This is a genomic window from Lewinella cohaerens DSM 23179, from assembly GCF_000379805.1.
Taxonomy (GTDB): domain Bacteria; phylum Bacteroidota; class Bacteroidia; order Chitinophagales; family Saprospiraceae; genus Lewinella; species Lewinella cohaerens.
This window is the reverse complement of the sequence record NZ_KB903547.1, coordinates 59,880-80,277: the sequence shown is the minus strand read 5'-3', so window position 1 is coordinate 80,277 and position 20,398 is coordinate 59,880. Positions and strand designations below refer to the sequence as shown.

The 20,398-nt window shown below is 47.0% G+C and carries 11 protein-coding genes; 10 read left to right on the top strand and 1 reads right to left on the bottom strand.

Annotation, left to right across the window (positions count from 1 at the left end; translation table 11 throughout):
- Positions 1–44 precede the first annotated feature (44 nt).
- Complete coding sequence (locus A3EU_RS0115520; RefSeq protein ID WP_020537105.1) at positions 45–1,010, top strand: toxin-antitoxin system YwqK family antitoxin; 966 nt, start codon at positions 45–47, stop codon at positions 1,008–1,010.
- A gap of 28 nt (positions 1,011–1,038) precedes the next feature.
- Here the strand turns inward: A3EU_RS0115520 and A3EU_RS0115515 are convergent, their stop codons facing one another.
- A complete protein-coding gene (locus tag A3EU_RS0115515; RefSeq protein WP_020537104.1) occupies positions 1,039–2,016 on the bottom strand; it encodes a helix-turn-helix transcriptional regulator in 978 nt (325 codons plus the stop codon).
- A 182-nt stretch (positions 2,017–2,198) separates the two neighbouring features.
- Between A3EU_RS0115515 and A3EU_RS0115505 the strand changes: the two genes are divergently transcribed.
- The 9 genes from A3EU_RS0115505 to A3EU_RS33935 all read left to right on the top strand — a co-directional run bounded on the left by A3EU_RS0115505 (position 2,199) and on the right by A3EU_RS33935 (position 20,308).
- The gene (locus A3EU_RS0115505; RefSeq protein ID WP_245569360.1) at positions 2,199–5,354 is read left to right on the top strand and encodes a SusC/RagA family TonB-linked outer membrane protein; all 3,156 of its coding nucleotides are present in this window, start codon (positions 2,199–2,201) and stop codon (positions 5,352–5,354) included.
- Between the two features lie 15 nt (positions 5,355–5,369).
- Positions 5,370–6,794, top strand: coding sequence for a RagB/SusD family nutrient uptake outer membrane protein (locus A3EU_RS0115500; protein ID WP_020537101.1), 1,425 nt, complete (start codon positions 5,370–5,372; stop codon positions 6,792–6,794).
- 185 nt (positions 6,795–6,979) lie between these two features.
- Entirely contained in the window at positions 6,980–10,087 is a 3,108-nt protein-coding gene (locus A3EU_RS0115495; protein WP_169433360.1) for a LamG-like jellyroll fold domain-containing protein, read from the top strand.
- 152 nt (positions 10,088–10,239) lie between these two features.
- Positions 10,240–14,331: a LamG-like jellyroll fold domain-containing protein gene (locus tag A3EU_RS32920; protein ID WP_083937437.1), complete on the top strand. Its 4,092-nt coding sequence runs from the start codon at positions 10,240–10,242 to the stop codon at positions 14,329–14,331.
- Positions 14,332–14,646: 315 nt separating this feature from the next.
- Positions 14,647–15,699, top strand: a complete 1,053-nt coding sequence (locus A3EU_RS0115485) for a glycoside hydrolase family 130 protein (protein WP_020537099.1) — start codon at positions 14,647–14,649, stop codon at positions 15,697–15,699.
- A gap of 149 nt (positions 15,700–15,848) precedes the next feature.
- Positions 15,849–16,718: a carbohydrate ABC transporter permease gene (locus A3EU_RS0115480; RefSeq protein ID WP_020537098.1), complete on the top strand. Its 870-nt coding sequence runs from the start codon at positions 15,849–15,851 to the stop codon at positions 16,716–16,718.
- Positions 16,719–16,728: 10 nt separating this feature from the next.
- Positions 16,729–17,544 carry a carbohydrate ABC transporter permease gene (locus tag A3EU_RS0115475; protein ID WP_020537097.1) on the top strand — a complete coding sequence of 272 codons (816 nt, stop codon included), beginning with the start codon at positions 16,729–16,731 and terminating at the stop codon, positions 17,542–17,544.
- Positions 17,545–17,560: 16 nt separating this feature from the next.
- A complete protein-coding gene (locus A3EU_RS0115470; RefSeq protein ID WP_020537096.1) occupies positions 17,561–18,991 on the top strand; it encodes a glycoside hydrolase family 130 protein in 1,431 nt (476 codons plus the stop codon).
- Positions 18,992–20,308, top strand: a complete 1,317-nt coding sequence (locus tag A3EU_RS33935; RefSeq protein WP_020537095.1) for a hypothetical protein — start codon at positions 18,992–18,994, stop codon at positions 20,306–20,308. It abuts the gene before it with no gap.
- The last annotated feature ends 90 nt before the right edge of the window (positions 20,309–20,398 follow it).

Here is a 20,398-nt window from a genome sequence, read left to right as displayed (position 1 = left end):
CCATTGGGGAAGATTTCTTTTATTTTTAAAATTAGTATTTGATTATGAAAAAAATAGTTCTCTCTTTAATATTGACTTTTCCACTATTGGGTTATTCTCAGGTTGAGATGAAATACCCACATTGTGATTGTGTAGATTACATAGATGAAATCACACCATTTCTTAATGGTTCTTATGAGAGGAAATGTAGTGGTGAACTAGTAGAAAAGGGGCAATTCTCAGATGGAATGAAAATAGGTGTTTGGGAGTCCTTTTCTGTAAATGGACAAAAAATCAGAGAATTTAACTATGATGATTTAGGAGCCTTGAACGGAAAAGTGAAGTCCTACTATGCTAACGGCACAATGAAGTTAGAAGGGGAGTTTGTAGCTAATAAAAAAAGCGGTACATGGACATATTATAATAGTAGAGGGAAACTGCAAAAACAAGGAATGTATGAAGATGGAAAAGCTGTTGGGGTTTGGAGGATATATGATAAAAAAGGGAAGAAAGAGGAGATCATTTTTGACTTTTTGGAAAACAAATATCGTCAGGATAACCCTAGTTTGAGATATTTCGAGAATGAAGAGATTATTCAAAATGATAATAAAGGTGAGTGGTATATCCTATACTATCCAGAATTAGGAGAAAGTGTAGGTTATGAACCAATCGAGCACCTTGGCTTGGCAATTGATTTATATGTGAATAATCTAGAACTTCCCCTTGAATTTTGGGACACATATGTGAGCTACAACTACGAATCAACATTGATATTTGAGGATGGTGTTTTATCAACTGTTGAGGTCAAAGAGATAGGAAATCATTTAGATGAAACTACTACCCTGCCATTTATTATCATCACTAATGAGAAAGATAAAGTACGCCAAATAGAGCATAGTGATTTTTCAAAAAAAATGCTTGAATTTAAGATAAAAGAGGCATTATACATTACTGGCCCATTAAAGCCTAATGCCTCGACAGTAGTGTTATATACTCCATTTGTGGTGAATGATATTAAAAATAGAAGGTAAACCGCTGCTTTTTCCAAAACCACATTTCTTAATAATGCTTCAACCGCGTAGCATACTCCGTAGGATTGACATGGGCCAAATTATTGGAATCTTTGGGCATAAACTGCCAGGGCGTCGACTGTTTGGTCCAATCGAAGGCGCTTTTTTCGAGGTAGCGTTTGCGATAGACGATGGGGGTGCAGTCGCGGTATTTTTTGAAGAGGCGATTGAAATTAGCCAAATTATTGAAACCCGATTTTGCACTGATCTGACTCACCGTGTCGTCGGTGTCGAGCAGCAGTTTACAGGCGTGCCCAATGCGTAGGTCAATCAAGAATTGGGAAAAACTACGAAAAGCAAATTTGCGAAAAAAGTGACTGAAAGCCGAGGGGCTCATGTTTAACTTACTAGATACTTCCTCCAATCGTAGGGAGGGGTCTTTAAAATGTTTCAAGATGTAACTATAGGCCAGTTGAATCCGATTGGTACTGTTTCGCAATGCCTGAGGAGAGAAGCCTTCGCTGGCTAGTGAGGTAGCCTCTTTGGCGTGGGAGAGAAGATCTAAAAGCTGTAGAAAGTTGATAATGTTGGTGAAGCCCTGATCTTCCGTTAAGCCAATCATCAAGCGCATGGCCTCCTTTAGGCACTGCCCATGAAATTTGATTCCGCGGCGGGAATCCGTCAATAGGTTTCTGATAGGTAAAAAGCGATCTTTCTGAAAGAGGTGACTACCAAATAAATCCATCGCAAACTGGATGGTAATGACGCGGTAAGGAGGCCCCTTTTCCTGAAGCAGTTGATCTCCATCCCACTTGTGGTAAAGATAAGGTCCTAAAAGGACCAGATCAAAGTCCTGGTAACGTTCGGTAGAGTCGCCAACGATGCGCGTGCCAGACATGCCCATCACCAGGTTCAATTCATACTCCGGGTGATTGTGGATCGGGTAATCAAAGCCATTATTAGTAGAATCCAGGACCACTAATACATCCTGGTTTTTCAAGGGGGTTATTTCCCTGTGTATATCCATATTTAAAAACTTAAGTGCTTGTTAGTAGTCGTTTTCCTACGATGGTTTTAAGTATTCTTTTTATACGAAATAAAGTATTGTTATCATGAATTCTTAAAAGTACCGTTTTTTTGCGTAATAGTATCATCTTAGCTTCCTGTAAATATTGATCTTTAGGAATGTTAATCATAAAGGATTATTCTATGAACGTAAGTATAGGAGCTAAAGGACACCACATGAGTACCCGCCTACCTTCCATTTGTTGGGTGTTGCCCCTGTGGTTTTTACTGGGGATGACCTCTCTGCAAGCGCAGTCATTTGTGGTGAAAGGAAGCGTGGTAGAAGGCACTGGTCAGGAGCCACTAATTGGTGCCAATGTCGTCGAAAAAGGAACCACCAATGGAGTGACGACGGATTTGGATGGCCGGTTTTCATTGGAGGTAAAAGCTGCCGATGCTACCTTGGTCATTAGTTACTTAGGGTATGACAATCAGGAAGTACCTATTGCTGGTCGTTCTGAAATAGAAATAGTGCTTGGCGAGAATACCAAGCTGTTGGAGGAAGTGGTCGTGACGGGCTACCGAAGAGAAATACGCAGTGACGTTTCTTCGGCGATCAGCTCCATAAAATCCAAAGATATTGAGCGGCTGGTCGTCGTGGGCATTGATCAGGCATTGCAAGGTCAGGCGCCAGGTATTGTGGTGACGCAGGTCACCGGTGCGCCGGGTGATGATATTGCAGTTCGGATAAGGGGAGCGGGCTCACTGGGCAACAATAACCCGCTCTATGTAGTAGATGGTGTGCCGACGACCAGCAATATCAATATGTTTTCCCCCAGTGATATAGCTTCCATTGAAGTACTGAAAGATGGAGCAGCGGCTGCTATTTATGGTTCACGTGCCGCTAATGGGGTAGTACTGATTACCACTAAAAGAGGGCAGCCGGGGCAAACGGTCTTCAACTTTGAGGCCTATACGGGTATTCAACAACCCGTCAGGCTACCGGAATTGCTGAATGCAGAAGAATTTTTAACCATCCGTAATGAGGGGATTACCAATGCCAATGAGCTTCGTAACCCCGCGAATATTTTGCCTACCTATGACCCAGCGATCTTAGATACTTTAGCCGATACCGATTGGCTTGGTCTCGTTTTTGCACCGGCACCGATGCAGCGTTACTCCCTCTCGGCGATGGGCGGCGGTGAACAAAGTCGCTTTTTTATCTCCGGAGAATACCTCACCCAGGACGGGATCTACCAGGGGCAGGGGTTTGATAAATACCAGCTCCGGATTAATGGAGATATCGGCAATGACCGTTTTCGCATCGGTAGTAATCTTTCCTTTTCAGCTACGGATCGCCAGGTGATCAATTCCTCTGGGGATGGTTTTGGCCCCGGTAATGAACCCAGTGGCATTCGCTACACCCTGATTGCTTCCCCGCTATTTCCCGTCTACCATCCCGATGGTACGCTGGTCAAGACGTCTACAGAATTGTCTGACCCGACGCTTTTTGGTGACGGAAATGCCAATCCGCTGGCGTTCAACCAAAATACCGATTGGACCATCAATCGCTACCGGATGTTTGGTTCGGTATTCGCAGAACTTACCCTGCTTGATGGATTGCAATTGAGAACAACACTGGGCGGTGACTTGCTCTTTGAGCGCAGCAAATTGTTCAAAGAGCGTTTGTCTCCGGCGATCTACGACCCCACGTCTTTAAACGAAGGCAGGGTATTCGCTCAAACCCTGGTGTGGAACAACTCGCTAAATTTTCAGCGTGATTTCGGCGATCATCGAATCTCTACCCTCGTGGGCATGGAGGCGATCCAGAATCACACGGATTATTTGGGAGCATCCGCCAATAATTTCCGGCGCAACGATCCGCTCTTCCGCTATATCGATGCCAGTGTGCCAGAAGAGATCAGCAATGTTGGTGCTTCTGGAATTGCGACGGAGTGGGCTCTGTTGTCTTATTTTGGTCAGTTTACGTATTCCTACAAACGGCGCTACGTGGTCAGTACAGCTATTCGCCGCGATGGCTCTTCTCGTTTTGGGAAAAACAATCGCTGGGGGACTTTCCCCTCCGTTTCGGCAGCGTGGAATATTTCAAATGAACCATGGTTTGCTAACCAAGACTTTGTTTCCAGTCTGAAATTACGAGCCAGCTGGGGGCGCTTAGGTAATCAAGAAATCGGGGTGTACCCCTTCAGCTCCTTGGTGAGTGTAGGCGATCGTGTTTACGTTTTTGGTAACAACAACAGCGTTGCCACGGGAGCCAATATCTTAGAAATTGGCAATAGCAATATTCGTTGGGAAACCAGCACACAGACCAATTTCGGGATGGATGTTGCCTTTAGCGATGATCGTTTGTCTATTACGGCTGATGTGTTCCGCAAAACCACCGAAGACATCCTCGTGCGGGTACCTATTCCCCAAACGGGTGGTGCCACGCGTCCTCCTTTTGTCAATGCCGCCAGTGTTCAAAATGAAGGACTTGAGCTGGGCTTGATTTACAAAAATAGAATTGGCAAAGTAGGTTATACCATCGGTGCCAATTTCACAACGCTTCGTAATCAAGTGACTTCGATAGCCGACAGTGAGCCCATCCTAGGAGGCTTTGGCTTGTCGGATGGATCGTTGACGCGTACGGAACCTGGTCATCCGGTAGGTTCCTTTTATCTCTGGGAGATGGTGGGCTTGTTTCAGTCGGATGAAGAGATCGCCGCTAGTCCGTTTCAGAGCCAGTTTACCCGGCCTGGCGACGTCAAGTTTGCTGACCTCAACGGAGATAATGTCATTGATGATAAAGATCGTAAACATGTTGGCAATCCATTTCCTGACTTCACCTATGGCTTAAACCTGGGGCTCAATTGGGGAGGATTCGATTTCTCGATGCTATTGCAAGGCGTGCAAGGCAACGATGTCTATTTCCTTTACGGCAATTTTGCTTACGAAACGCAATTACGAGGATTCAACTCCTACCGCGATATTCTTGACCGGTGGACCCCCACCAATACCGATACCGATATCCCCCGCGTAAGTGTTGATGACCGCAACGGCAACCGCCGTCCTTCTACCCGCTTTCTGGAAGATGGCTCCTATTTGCGGATACGTAATATTTCCCTGGGCTATGATTTTGCCCAACTGATTAACAATGAGCAGGTCAGCACCATGCGCGTTTACTGCACTGTTCAGAATGCCCTGACGCTCACCAATTATCCAGGATTAGACCCCGAAATACAGGCCAATGCCAACGATACCCAGGGCTTAGGCATCTCCTCGGACCTGGCGGTGGGAATTGACTGGGGAACAGTACCCGCACCACGGACCATCATTGCAGGCGTTCAACTTAAGTTTTAAAAAGAACCGGAAACGATGAAAATACTACGCTATCTTTTACCCTTGCTAATGCTCACTTCGTGTGAAGGCANCTTAGACAAAGATCCGATTGCGACTTATGATGCAGGCAGTTTTTTCCAAACAGGCGATGACGCGCTGCAAGCCCTTAATGCGGCTTATGGGCCTTTGTTATTCAACAATGACAATGGTAATTTTTATTGGGCTTTCGCCGAAATAACCTCCGACGAAGCTATCACTGGAGGTGATGGTTCCCGCCCTGGTTTGGTGGAACTGGAAGCCTTTACTTATACCCCTCGGACGGAAGAGTTTAACACTTTTTGGAAAGTACAGTACGAGGGGATTGCCCAGTGTAACCTCGTGCTGGATAACATCGAAAATGTGGAGGTGGAAGAAACGCTGCGCGCGCAATACACGGGAGAAGCACTTTTCTTACGTGCCTATTACCACTTTTTACTGACCCAGGTATTTGGCGAAGTTCCGCTGATCACGGAACTATTGCCCCCCGATGAGCTGCGCCAACCCGCTAGTTCGCGGGAGGAGATTTTTGCGCAAATTATTGCAGATTGCGAGCGGGCCGCTCCTTTACTACCCGTTGTAGCCGCTGCCGGTAGCGAAGGTCGTGCCACACGTGGAGCAGCATTAGCCCTGGCGAGTAAGACCAATTTGTACGCCAAAAACTGGGCGGAGGTACTCAGTTATGTGAGCCGTATCAAAGACTTGGGGGTCTATGCACTGGTCGAAGATTATGCTGATAACTATGGCAAATTTACCCAAAACAACAGCGAATCGGTTTGGGAAATACAACACGCTAACCTAGAGTTGGGATTGGGCAATTTCCTCAATCAATGGTGGGCGTCACGCAAAATTGATGGCTATGGCTTCGCTGAAGTTACGCCATCGTTTGTAGCCGCCTTTGAAGAAGGAGATCCCCGCTTGCCAATCACGGTGGCGATGCGTGGCGATGAATACTTCGGACGTACCTACACCAACTCTTTCTCCTCTACGAAGTACAGTGTGCGAAAATATATCCAATCCGATTCGGTCGTGACGCAAAAAGCGGATGGCGATATCAACTACACGGCTATTCGCTATGCGGAAGTCTTATTGTGGGAAGCGGAAGCACTGATTGAATTGAACCAGACCACCGCAGCACTGGCGCCGCTGGAGGAAGTTCGTGCCCGCGCACGCGCCCAATCCATCGAACCCGCCACGATGCTACCCGTGATCACTACTACGGATCAGGCCGCATTGCGGGAGCTAGTGAGGCACGAACGACAAGTAGAACTGGGTTTTGAAATGCACCGGTTTTTCGATCTCGTGCGCTGGGGTGTCGCCGCTGATTCCTTGGCTGGCTTTGAAGTAGGAAAGCATGAGGTATTCCCGATTCCACAAACAGAGATTGACCTCAACCCCATGCTGAAGCAGAATGCTAACTATTGATTTAGTACCCTGAGATTTCAAGCCTCACGTAAATTTAAGAACAGCACGAAAATAAATTCTATTTCAGTTTTCGAACAGCTGGCTAAGCGATTCACTTTAAGTGTGTCAGCCATTCGAAAAGCCTAAAGCAATAGAAATTTACTTTCTGCGCAATAATTGGTCTTATGTTGATTTTGGTGCAAAAGATGATGAAACGAATACTATGGTTAGTGTGTTTGCTACCGCTGGCCTTGGCCGGGCAGTCAGGGCAGATAGCCATTCCTCGAATTGAAGCAATGCCTAACCAGCCAGCGCCCTACAACCTGCTGGACTGGAAAACCGTGGCCTTGGAGTACGATGAAATGGTCTATGATACGGAGCTGACAGGCCAGTATTTGCCGCTCTGTACGGTTCAGCCAAGTGGTGTGAATTATCCGCTGAGTCCTGCTTTTAGGTTGGATACCTACGTAGGTACCTTTTCTTCGACGAGTAATGAAGCGATCAATGTATTGCCATCACTGGTAGGAGCGACACTGGTGGGGCAGAACAAGCAAAATCAGTTTGGCCGCAATTGGGTGCGGATGAGCCAGGATTTTTACAACAAAGCCAACGGCGAAAATATCTACCTCAATGCACCTTCTACCAGTAGTGGTAATGACTGGTGGTACGATATGATGCCCAATGTATACTTTTATCAGCTTTACGATTTGTACCCCGAGATGGGAGGGGAGGCCGACCTTCAGTTCATCACTATTGCCGATAAAATGCTGGAAGCGATCAAGGCCATGGGCGGTGGCGCTACCCCTTGGGCGGTTCCTTACCTCAATTATCGGGCGTGGAGTTTTACGGAAATGACGCCAAATGCTCAGGGCGTTCCCGAGCCGGAAGCTGCTGGTGCCTTTGCCTGGTTGCTTTATCAGGCCTGGAATGTAACCGGCAACGAAGCTTATTTGCAAGGCGCGGAATGGGCCTTGGACTTTCTGGACGATTGGTCGTCTAATCCTTCCTACGAGTTGCAATTGCCTTACGGCACGCTCACTGCTGCCCGAATGAACGCAGAATTAGGCACGAACTACGACATAGAGAAGATGCTCAATTGGTCATTTGACCGTGGCTCCTTGCGGGGTTGGGGTACGATCGTCGGAGATTGGAATGGTTTCGATGTGTCCGGTTTGGTGGGGGAGGCCAACGATAATGGCAATGATTACGCTTTTCAGCTGAATGGTGTGCAACAGGCAGCAGCCTTGGTTCCAGCAGTACGTTACGATAAGCGTTTCGCGCGTGCCATTGGCAAGTGGGCGTTGAATTTAGCGAATGCTACCCGCCTTTTTTATCCTGGATTTTTACCGAGTTTCCTTCAGGATGCTTCGGAGTGGTCCATGGCCAACGATCCTCAGCAGGTGATTGGTTACGAGGCTTTACGCGAAAACTGGAATGGGCAATCTCCTTTTTCTACCGGTGATGCTTTAGGTGGCAATTGGGCGGCAACGAATCTTTCGCTGTACAGTACGGGTTCCATCGGTTATCTCGGAGCAATCATTGAACCCACAGAAGTACAGCGCATCCTGCAGTTGGATTTATTGAAAACGGATTTCTTCGCCGGCGCAGCTTATCCGACCTATCTATATTATAACCCTTACGGGCAAACGGAGACGATTACCCTGGCCTTGGAAGATGACCCCGTTGATGTTTATGATGCCCTGACCGAGACTTTTTTGGCACAAAATGTAAGTGGCGACTTTAGCGTCTCCCTTTTGGCAGATGCTGCTCGGATGCTGGTGATTTGTCCTGCTGGAGGCGATATTACTTACGATGAAAATAAAATGCTCATTAACGGTGTAGTGGTGGATTACCAGCAGACTGCGCAGGCTTATACTGCGGCTCCTCGCTTCAGAGGTTTAGCTGCAGAAGATTCGCCTATGGCTGTTGTTACTTCCACGACCGTCTACGCTACGGTGCAAGATATTGATAGTGATGCGCTGAGTTACACTTGGTCAGCTACAGCAGGCACTTTCATGGATAATGGTGCGAGTATTGTTTACACCGCGCCTGCAAACGAAGGAGTGGTGGACATTCAGTGCATTGTTTCAGATGAAGCCGGTAACCTGGATACGGCCATGTTGGTTTTGCCCATTGTTCCGGAAATCAATCTAGCGCCGGAGATTATTGCCATAGAAAAAAGTGCGCCATTTACGCTTCCACAAGGTATGGTCACCTTTACTTGTGTGGCGTTGGATGAAGCTCCGCAAAGTTTAAGTTACAGCTGGTCAGCTAGTGCAAGTAACATAAGTGGGAACGGAGCTACGGTCAGTTGGGATGCCCCTGCAGGAGAAGGTATTATAGAAATTGAAGTTGTCGTCACCGACGATGAGGGGCAAAGCAATACGGCTACTACGGAAATACTGGTACGCAACTTCGTCTCTACGGGAGGAGAAATCATTGCTCATTATCCCTTTACGGGGAATACACTTGATGTAAGTGGTAACGAACTACACGGTCAGAACAATGGAGGACTCCTGACCACCGACTTGCTGGGAGCTAGCAATAACGCTTATTATTTCAACGGAGGCAGCCAGCATATTGCGGTGGAAAACATGCCGATTTTGAACGTTCAGGAAGCCATTACGGTAAGCGGGTGGTTGGAAATGAATGCTTTGTTGGAGCGCGAGGCGTTTGTTGTTTCCCACGGAAGTTGGCAAAATCGCTGGAAAATTTCGATCACCCCACAGCAACAATTGCGTTGGACGGTGAATACCCTCACTGGAACGCGAGATTTAGACATCCAGGAACCTCTAGCAGTAGACGAATTCTATCATTTTGCCGCTACTTACGATGGCGAATACCTCGCCCTATATCTCAACGGAACATTAGCCGCTTACCGAGCCACTAATGGACTGATACGTACGACGACCTTCCCGCTCTTGATTGGTCAGATGCTGCCAGACCAACCAGAATACAATTTTAAAGGGGTGATTGATGAGGTGAAAATTCTCGATTATGCCCTTACGCCAGCGGAAGTGAATACGCTTTACCAAGGCGGCGTAACTCCCAGTACCGAACCCCTCATATTGACGGAAGAGAAACTCCTGACTTATCCCAATCCAGTAGAAAACTCCCTTTATCTGCATTGGGCCACAGCCAGGAATCAACAAGGACACATTGAAGTCTTCGATGTATTAGGTCGAAGCGTATACCGCCAAAAAACGACAAGTGATACCGAACAGATAGAGGTTAGAGACTGGCCGGAAGGTCATTACCACCTGATTTGGAGTAGCCCATTGGGCCGCTCTGTGAGTACCGTAATCAAGATTTAAGAACCATTGTATTGCGCAAAAAACAAATTGAGCCTTCTTTATAAGTTCTTCAAAAAGCAGGCACGCTTAAATTGAACCGTTTAGCCTGTTTTTTGAAGAACGTCGGCTCAATTTATTTTTGTGCTGTTCCTTAACTTTAATACCATTTTAAGATGATGAAACATTTATACCATTTAATAATGGGTGTTGTCTTTTTGCTCAGCACCACAAGTGTGTTTGCACAGACGCCAATTGCTCACTACGATTTCTCAGGAAGTGCCAAGGATATTACGACCAATGCCAACCATGCAGTCGTTAATGGGGCGCAACTGACCCAGGATCGCCTTGGTTTTGCCAATAGCGCCTTCTTGTTTGATGGAGAACAAAGTAGCGTTATTGCACCAAACAATAGTGCCTTAAATACCCCTCAAACGACCCTCAGCTTCTGGGTGAACGTTACTGCCTTGCCAGATCAAGGTGAGGAGTTTCTGTTATCTTTTGGCGGTTGGCAGCAACGTTGGAAAGTTTCCCTTCCCACCCACGGAAAGTTGATCTGGACCACCAACAACACCTCCGGTATTTCTGACATGGATGCTGGTGACGGTAACGAGCTGGTACCGGGCGAATGGACGCACGTGGCGATGGTCCACAACGGTACGGAAGACAAAATCTACCTCAACGGGGTAGGTGTCGCTACCAAGGCCGTAGCGGGAGATATGAATACCACTTCCAACGTTTTGGGAATCGGATATAACCCTATCGATAACGCCAATTATTTTAACGGTGCTCTGGATGAGGTGATGATCTTTGGTACAGGACTTTCTGATGCCGAGATTACTGCTTTGTACAATACACAAAATACAGTACCTGTCATTGGAAACAGTGTAGTCGCCAGCTATTCTTTTTCTAAGGCAGGTTTTGAGGATGCCTATGGAAATCATGCCACGCTGCAAGACGCTACGATTGCTACCGACCGCTTTGGTTATGGCAAGAGTGCGCTGGCTTTCAATGGTACGAGTACGGAAGTAACGGCACCCAATTCCGCCGTGTTGAATTCCCCCACGACGTCTATCGCTTTTTGGATCAAACTCAACAGTTTGCCCGTAAGTGGCGAGTACTTCCTGATGTCCAATGGCGGCTGGCAAGAGCGTTGGAAAATTTCCTTACCTGGCCACGGAAAACCGGTCTTTACTACCAATAATTCTTCTGGTATTTCCGACATGGACAGCGGTGATGGTAATGAACTCGTCGTTGGAGAATGGACGCACGTAATGATGGTACACGACGGTACCAAAGATAAAATCTATCTCAATGGTGCATTAGTAGCAGACAAGGATGTTGCTGGTGACCTCAATGCAACAACACAACCGTTAGGCATCGGTTACAATCCCATCGACGGAGGTAACTGGACCGACGGAGTGATTGACGAGGTAACCATTTTAAATTACGCACTGACTGATGGAGAGGTTGCTACCCTTTACGGTGAGCAATCTACTTTCCCGGGTACAGTAACGCCAGAAGTCGCCTTGTACAGCCTGAATGGTGATGGTCAGGACGATAGCCAATTTGGCAATGATGCCGAACTTCTTTCAGGAGCCAGTGAAGTTGCTAACCGCCACGGCTGGGGCGCAAATGCGCTGGAGGGAGCTGCTGTTGCGCCTAATTCGGTAGCCTTGCAATCAGACGCAACTACGGTCGCTTTTTGGGTAAAACCCAATAGCTTCCCTGTTTCTGGAGAAGCCTATCTATTGTCTAATGGTGGTTGGCAAGAACGGTGGAAGATTTCTATGCCGAGTCATGGCAAACCCGTCTGGACAACCCATACAGCAACCTGTTGTAATGACCTCGATTCCGATACGCCACTGACCTTGGATACCTGGACGCACCTCGCCATGGTACACGATGCCACGACCGGCAAAGACCTGATTTATCTCAACGGCAGTTTAGCCAATGAGCGGGACGCAGCGGGTGCACTCGCTAAGACGAAACATCCTCTCGGTATCGGCTATGACCCCATCGATGGAGGTAGCTTCTTTGATGGCGCTATCGACGATTTGCGTATTTATAACGAAGCCCTTGATGCAGCGGCTATTGCTGCCCTCTACGCGGCGCAAAACACAGCACCTGCGGACAGTGACTTGGTTGCCCACTACGCTTTCAGCGGCAACGGTAAAGATGAGACGGCTTACAATAATGATGCTTCCATGCCCGTACTCACGACAGATCGTTTTGGTCGCACCAATCAAGCTGCGGCTTTCGATGGTACCACAGAAGTGACGGCGGCAAATTCTGCTCAGCAGAATTCGCCATTGGCCAGTATCAGTTTCTGGATAAACCTCAATTCCTTGCCTGCTAGCGGAGAAGTATTCTTACTGTCTAATGGCGGTTGGCAGGAACGGTGGAAGATTTCTATGCCTAATCACGGTAAGCCCGTTTTTACCACCAATAATACCAGTGGTATTTCGGACATGGATAGCGGAGACGGCAATGAGCTGCCCGTTGGAGAATGGACGCACGTGGTAATGGTACATGATGGTAGCAAAGACATCATCTATTTCAACGGAGCCCAGGTTGCAGAGAAAAATGTGGCCGGTGATCTTAACAGTACCAGCTACCCACTGGGTATGGGTTACAACCCTATTGATGGAGGAAATTGGTTGGATGGAAGCCTCGATGATGTACAATTGTACAGCATAGCACTTGACGGACCAGCTGTTGCAGCACTCTATGCCGAGCAGTCTACACCTCCAGTGGTTACGGATACCGAAGCTCCTAATGCTCCTCTTAATCTCACCGCTGATGTGGTTTTCAATAATGTTGATCTGGCGTGGTTGCCTGCTACCGATAACGAAGCAGTGACGGCCTATAACGTTTATATTGATGACGTTCTCGCCACAACGACGGAACAAACGGGTGCTTATTTTCCTCTTTTGACCCCGCTCACGACCTTCACCTTTGCGGTAACGGCCATCGATGCGGCAGGAAATGAGTCTTTGCCTAGTAGCTTGTTGGTTACCACTGGTGTAGATGAGACACCTGATATTACCCCGCCTACACCACCTATGAACCTGATGGGGTCTCCGAGCTTTAGCTCTGTGCTTCTCAGTTGGGAAGCAGCTACTGATGATACTCAGGTAGCGGGCTATTATGTTTGGGTAGATGCGATACCTTACGATACACTAAGTGCTGGTAACCTCTCTATTTTGGTGACGGGCTTAGCTTCTTCGGAGTTGTATTCTTTTGAAGTAGCAGCATTCGACTTGGCCGGGAACGTTTCAGAACTCGCTGAATTGACGTTGAGCACTACGGAACCATTAGAAACGGCAGAGCCTGGCTTGGTGGCTCACTATCCTTTTGATGGCAATGCCAACGATGCAACGCCTTACGAAAACCACGGGGTAATTGGAGGAAATCCAATTTTTGAAAATGCGACGCACCCTCACGGTGGCGGAATGAATATCAAGTTTGACGGAATGCAGGATTCGGTATTGGCTCCTAATGCGGTGCAACTGCTTTCTGATTACACTTCGGTAGCCTTCTGGATTCGGGTAGATGAAATTAATACAGCCGAAGCAGAATCCTATATCATGGATTTTGGACATTGGAGCGAACGCTGGAAAATCTCTTTGCCACAGCATACCAAGATTGTATGGACCACAAATAGCAACACGATTCAGTTTCCGGAATTGATTTCCGATATGGACAGCGGTGACGGTAATGAACTGGTACCTACCTTCTGGTGGTACGTAACGATGGTACACGATGGCGAAAACGATCTGGTCTACGTCAACGGTATTCAAGCCAATAGCAAGCCAGCTCCTGGTAAACTAAATGTTACGGCCTTTAATCTCGGCATGGGAAATAACCCTATAGAAGGCGGTCAGTACTTTAATGGAGCTTTGGACAACGTGAAGATTTACAATCGGGCCTTAACCGCCGATGAAATTGCCACACTTTACGAAACCGGATCTATTGTTGTAGGAACCAATGAACCCAACTTGATTGGCACTTACATTGAAAGTGTTTACCCCAATCCAGTTTCGGATATACTGAATGTACGCCACGGCTTGCCAGGCAATCAGCCTCTCTTGTTGCGTACTTTTGATGCAGCTGGTCGCCAGTTGGATGTACTACGCTTGACACCAGGTGAAGTTGCCAATGGTCAATTTGACTTATCGGTGGCTAATTATCCTGCGGGTATTTATTCGCTCAACTTTGTGTTGGGAGGTAAGAACCTGGGTACTGTGATGTTCAACAAGCAGTAAGCGGGACTTTTTAGCAAAAGTTCGTAGAAAGATACGGACTGCTTCGCGCCCTTAGGGTAGCGTGTAGAGGGATAAAGAAGTATAAGGCTCCAGCATCAATGAGAAAAACGATGTTGGATAATTAAAGATCGGTTTCTACTTACGTAGAAAAATCCCTCTACCCTCTACCTCAAGTGGCGATTTTATCGCCACGCATACCTTTCGACTTTCGGTATTTTTTCGAAAGTCCAGGGAAGTTTGAGGATCAATAAAAGATTTGTGGAAGGTTAGCCATCACTGCTAACCTTCCTTTTTTCCAAATTCGTAATCAGTGTTATGGCAGATATGGTTAAGCGGTTTGCAGGGAACCCTATTTTAACGACAAAAGACATCGCCCCGAGCCAACCTGGTTGGGTGGTGGAGTGTGTCCTCAATCCAGGCGTTTTTCGTTTTGCTGGGAAAACCTGGTTACTCCTTAGGGTGGCAGAACGCCCTGTACAAGAAGAAGGGATTATCTCTTTTCCCGTACTTAAAGAAGATGGTACAGTTGAGGTACTTGCCTTCAAAAAAGGCGAAGTTGACCTTTCTGATCCTCGAATGATTGGGCACAACGGTAAAAAATACCTGTCTACGATCTCTCACCTTCGGTTGGTGTGTAGCGAAGACGGTAAGTCATTTGTTGAACCGGAAGATTTTCCTACCCAGCTTTTTGGGAAAGGTAAACTCGAAACCTACGGCATTGAAGACTGCCGGGTAAGCTTGCTGGAAGGCGAGTATTACCTCACTTATACCCAAGTTTCGGAGTGTGGCGTAGGCGTAGGCCTGATGCGAACGCGAGATTGGCGCAATATTAAGAGAGAAAGCATGATTTTGCCGCCCCACAATAAAGATTGTGCTCTTTTTGAAGAGAAAGTAGGAGGGAAGTACTTTTGTTTTCACCGCCCATCGGGGCATGGCCCAGGAGGAAATTTTATCTGGATCGCTTCTTCTCCAGACTTGTTGCATTGGGGAGACCATCAATGTATTTTACATACCCGAGAAGATTGGTGGGACAGCGCCAGAGTGGGAGCAGGAGCCGCACCCATCAAGACAGACGAAGGTTGGTTGATGATCTATCATGGCGCAAATGAGAAACACCGTTATTGCCTGGGAGCTGCCCTGCTCGATTTAGAGGATCCCTCCAAGGTTTTGGCTCGTTCTCATCACCCGCTGATGGAGCCCGATGCTGTTTATGAACAGACGGGCTTTTTTGGCAATGTTATCTTTACCAATGGTCATCTTATTGATGGCGACAAAGTGACGATGTACTATGGCGCTTCGGATGAAGTTATCTGTGGTGCTACGTTATCGGTCCAGGATATTCTTACCGAAATTTTAACGACTGTTTAAACAGCACAAAAATAAATTGAGCCTTCGTTTTCAAATAGGTAGCTAAACGTTTCCTTTTTCCAAAGGGATGCCTCTATGGCAAAAGTGTGTTAGCTGTTTGAAAAACCTCAGAGAAGGCTCAATTTGTTTTTTGCGCAATATGACGACTAATGATGCAAAACCGTACGAAAAGTCGATTGTTACCCTACCTCATTGTATCTCCCTACTTGTTGCATCTGGTGCTGTTTGTCCTGTTTCCAGTAGGGTTTTCCATCGTGCTTACTTTCCATAAATGGAACATTATAGCGCCGATGGAATTTGTCGGGATGGATAATTTTTCCCGCCTTATCCAGGATCGATTATTCTGGAAGGCCATCTTGAATACGTTGAAGTTTCTCCTTATTCATATCCCTTTACAAGTGCTTATCGCTTTGGGGTTGGCTTACGTGTTGAACGAGAAATTATTTATGCGTGGCTTTTTTCGGGCTTCCTTCTTCTTGCCTGTTGTCGTTTCCGGGGTGGTAGTGACCATCTTGTGGCAACAACTCCTGGGGGTGGAGACCGGATTGCTGAACCGGATGTTGACGGATTTGGGTTTTGCTCGGGTAGGCTGGCTTACCAATCCTAAGATCGCTATGATCTCTATTGCGATTATGGCGACGTGGAAAAATGTGGGACTGTACGTTATTCTTTTTTTGGTGGGCTTGCAGGCTGTTCCGCAAAGCTACTATGAGGCCGCTAAGGTAGAAGGAGCGAGTTCCTGGCAACAGTTTCGGTACATCACCTTGCCAGCAATCAATCCTACGCTTTTTATGGTGGCTATCTTGTCGACCATAGGGGGATTCAGTCTCTTTATCGAACCCTATATCATGACAGACGGAGGGCCACTCAACAGCACTTTATCAGCGATGCTTTACATCTACAAACAGGCCTTTGGCTATTATCACATGGGGTATTCCGCTACGTTGGGACTGTTTTTTGCAGTCCTGATCATGCTGGTGGTTGCTGTTCAAAAATACACCATTGAAGCTGACGAATAATTATTCTACTATGAAGCTAACCCGCATTTTATTGTACTGTGTTTTGGTCATCGCCGCCCTGGCTTTTATCTATCCTTTTTATTGGATGCTGCTGGCTTCTTTTACCCCAGAAGCTAATATCACCAAGTTGGGGATTCTACCACATGGTTTTACCCTGGACAACTATGTGGCACTATTTGACAAAATCCCTATATGGCGATCCTTCTTCAATAGCAGCCTGGTGGCACTCACCGCCACAGCGGGCGTATTGACCTTTGGGTCGATGACGGGATATGCTTTATCCAAACTTCACTTTCGTGGGCGCGAGGCGCTTTTTTACATCATCATCTTTACGATGACGCTCCCGTTTCAGATTACTTTGATCCCCAATTATATCCTGATGGTAGAATTTGGGTGGGTAGACACGCTGGCCGCACTCATCGTACCTGCACTCAATGGTGCGTTTGCTATTCTTCTTTTTCGGCAGGCTTTCAAAGCCATACCTGATGATCTCATCTACGCCGCTAGGGTAGACGGGTGTGGTGAGCTGCGCATTATCTTCCAGGTGCTATGGCCCAATATTTTGCCTACGTTGATTACTGTCGGAATTCTCACTTTTATGAATTCGTGGAATGACGTTTTATGGCCATTGATTGTCATCCGGGAAGAAGATTTAATGACGATGCCTCAATTGGTTACCCTCTTTGCGGTGGGTGGGCGAGCCGAGGCACAGTTAGGCGTTAAGCTGGCCGCTGCGTTTTTACTGGCCTTGCCGATTATTATTGCCTACGCGATTTTCCAGAAACATTTTATTCAGAGTATGGCCTCTTCGGGGCTGAAAGGGTAATTATCCATAATTAACTATGAAAGCAATCCAAAGAACAAGTATTCGATTATACGCTAATCCTCAACGGGTGCTGGCTCGTTACCTAAATGTTGGGAACGCAGTGCGTATTGCGCCAGTGGCAGACTATATACGGCAGTTGTCTGCTGCTGCTGTTGCGGAACAATTAGAAACATTAAACCAGGAGTTTGACCAGCGGCACGCTGATCTGACCTCCGTTTTTCGGGAAAATTACGGGCGTTTGCTCCAATATGTTCCCGCTTTAGAGAACGCAGATAAGCAAACCCTGCTAGGTGCTTATTTTACAAACGAATACAGTATAGAAGCAGCTGCACTGTTTAACCCTTCCATTGTCGATCACCCTGATCAGAATGGTGTACCTGATGGTGCGATTCGGTTCTTGATGAGCTTGAGGGCTGCTGGCGAAGGGCATATTTCGTCTATCACCTTTGCTACCGGATTNATTGATGCACAAGGGAATATCGTACTTGACGAACGTTCCGGGCACCTGGATAGTGGAGAGATTGCTACCGGTTTGGTACGCGAGAAATCCTTTGTAATAAGAAGATTAAACCTGTCCGAGTCTCTCCAAAAGCTTTTAGAGGAAACGTTACCCGCGTCTTTTAACTTTGAAGAAGCAAATCAAATCATTGGTGATTTAAAAGAGCTAACGCTTCCGCAGCGGCAGGAAATACAGCAGGCACTAGGTCTCGTATTCGACTTAAATTACGAAGTGGATTTTGAGGAACATATTCCTTTGATAAATAGGGTTCTTTTTCCACATTCTCACGCAGAAACCAATGGGATTGAGGATGCTCGGTTCGTAACTTTTACACACGAGGGCAAGACCACTTACCTGGGAACTTATACGGCTTACAATGGCCGGGAAATTCGGCCACAACTGATTGAAACGACCGATTTCCGTCATTATAAAATTGGTCCTTTTTATGGTGCTGCTGCTTCCGATAAGGGAATGGCACTCTTTCCCGAAAAAATTGCGGGCCGTTATGCCATGATTGGCCGACAAGGAGGCCGTAGTTTGTCGATCATGTACTCCGATGATCTCTATTTTTGGGATCATGCGCTTCCACTGCAAGCTCCCGAGCGGGGCTGGGAGATGTTGCAAATTGGCAATTGTGGAAGCCCCGTGAAGACCGAAGCTGGCTGGCTGTTGCTCACCCACGGCGTGGGCCCCATGCGTAAATATGTACTCAGTTGTTCACTCCTCGATCTCGAACACCCTGAGAAAGTATTAGCCAGTTTGGATTTGCCGCTTTTGTCACCGAATACCGAAGAAAGAGAGGGCTACGTGCCCAATGTGCTGTACACCTGTGGTATGTTGACCCACGCTGGTCGTTTAATTATTCCTTACGCCATGTCCGACAATGCGATCAGTTTTGCAACAGTAGCGGAGGGTGATCTTATTGCTGAATTACTAAAGAACAACTAGATGCGCATTACTAAGTATTTTCTCCAATTGTTATTGCTCATAAGCTGCTGTTTTACCTGTGCTCCTTCTCCTTCTGAGACGGTAGAGCAAGCAACAAAATCCGCTGAAAGCAAGCAAAGTCTAATCAATACCAGTCACCTCGATCATTTATTTACTACCATCAAGGTAAAAGGAAAAGACGTAGGGGCCATCTGGATTTACAGCGAAGCGCCGGATTACCACTTGGTGACCGACGAAGACGAGGGCTTCACTTGTGTGGATGATGTGGTGCGGAGCCTGGTTTTTTATTGCCGCTATTACGCGCAAGCGCCTTCAGCGAAAGTACTTGAAAGAATTGAAGCTCTGACGGAGTTTGTGTTGCAATTGCGAGCAGAAAATGGGTATTTCTATAACTTCGTTTTTCCTGATGGAACGATCAATACGACGCACCAAAATAGTGTTTCTACCCCCAACTGGTGGTCATGGAGAGCCTTTTGGGCATTAACGGAACTGCAAGTCGTAGATGCTGTTGAGCTAAAGGATTTACAAGACCGTAGCCTCACCGTTATTAATGAAATGATTCCGCTGATTAGCACCTTGTGCCCGCAACTTGAGGAGATGTACAGCTTGGAGGGGCTATCGCTTCCCAGCTGTTTGTCGGAAATGGGGACGGACCAAGTTGCTGTTATTCTGCATGGACTCAATAACCATTATCGACAGTCTCCTTCCGAGGAATTAGGACAGCTGATTCGTAAAATGGGGAATCTAATGCTGAGTGCACAGGCAGGCGACGAAGAGCAAGCTCCTCATGGTGCTTTTTTGAGTTGGCAAAATCACTGGCACGCTTGGGGCAATACCCAGGCTTATGCCCTCCTTACTGCTGGAGAACTCCTGGAGGAAGCAAGTTTTGTAGAAGCCGGTCTGCTCGAAGTCCGCGTTTTTCAGCCCTACTTTTTAGCACAAGACGGACTGCATGCTTTTGAGGTACAACAAAAAGACGCAAGACTGGAAATGAGTAATATTCAGCAATTTCCACAAATAGCCTACAATATTCGCCCGATGGTTTATGCTGCACTAAAGGCTTACGAACTAACCGGTGAGGAAGTTTATGCCCTGCAAGCGGCGGAGTTGGCAGCCTGGTTGCTCGGCGACAATCCTACAGAAATGAATATTTACGACGCTGCTAGCGGCCGCACTTTTGACGGGATCAATAGCGCTGATCAGGTGAATCAAAATTCGGGAGCAGAATCTACCATCGAAGCTTTATTGACTTTACTTGCGGTAGAGCAGGTGCCAGTAGCGCAAGCGGCGCTACTAGCTGCTGCGAAACTAGAATAGGAACTTTGTTCTTGACTTTATAGCCACGGAGGCGCGGAGATACGGAGATTTGTATTAGGAAATCCAATGAAAAACCCTCTGTAGCTTTGC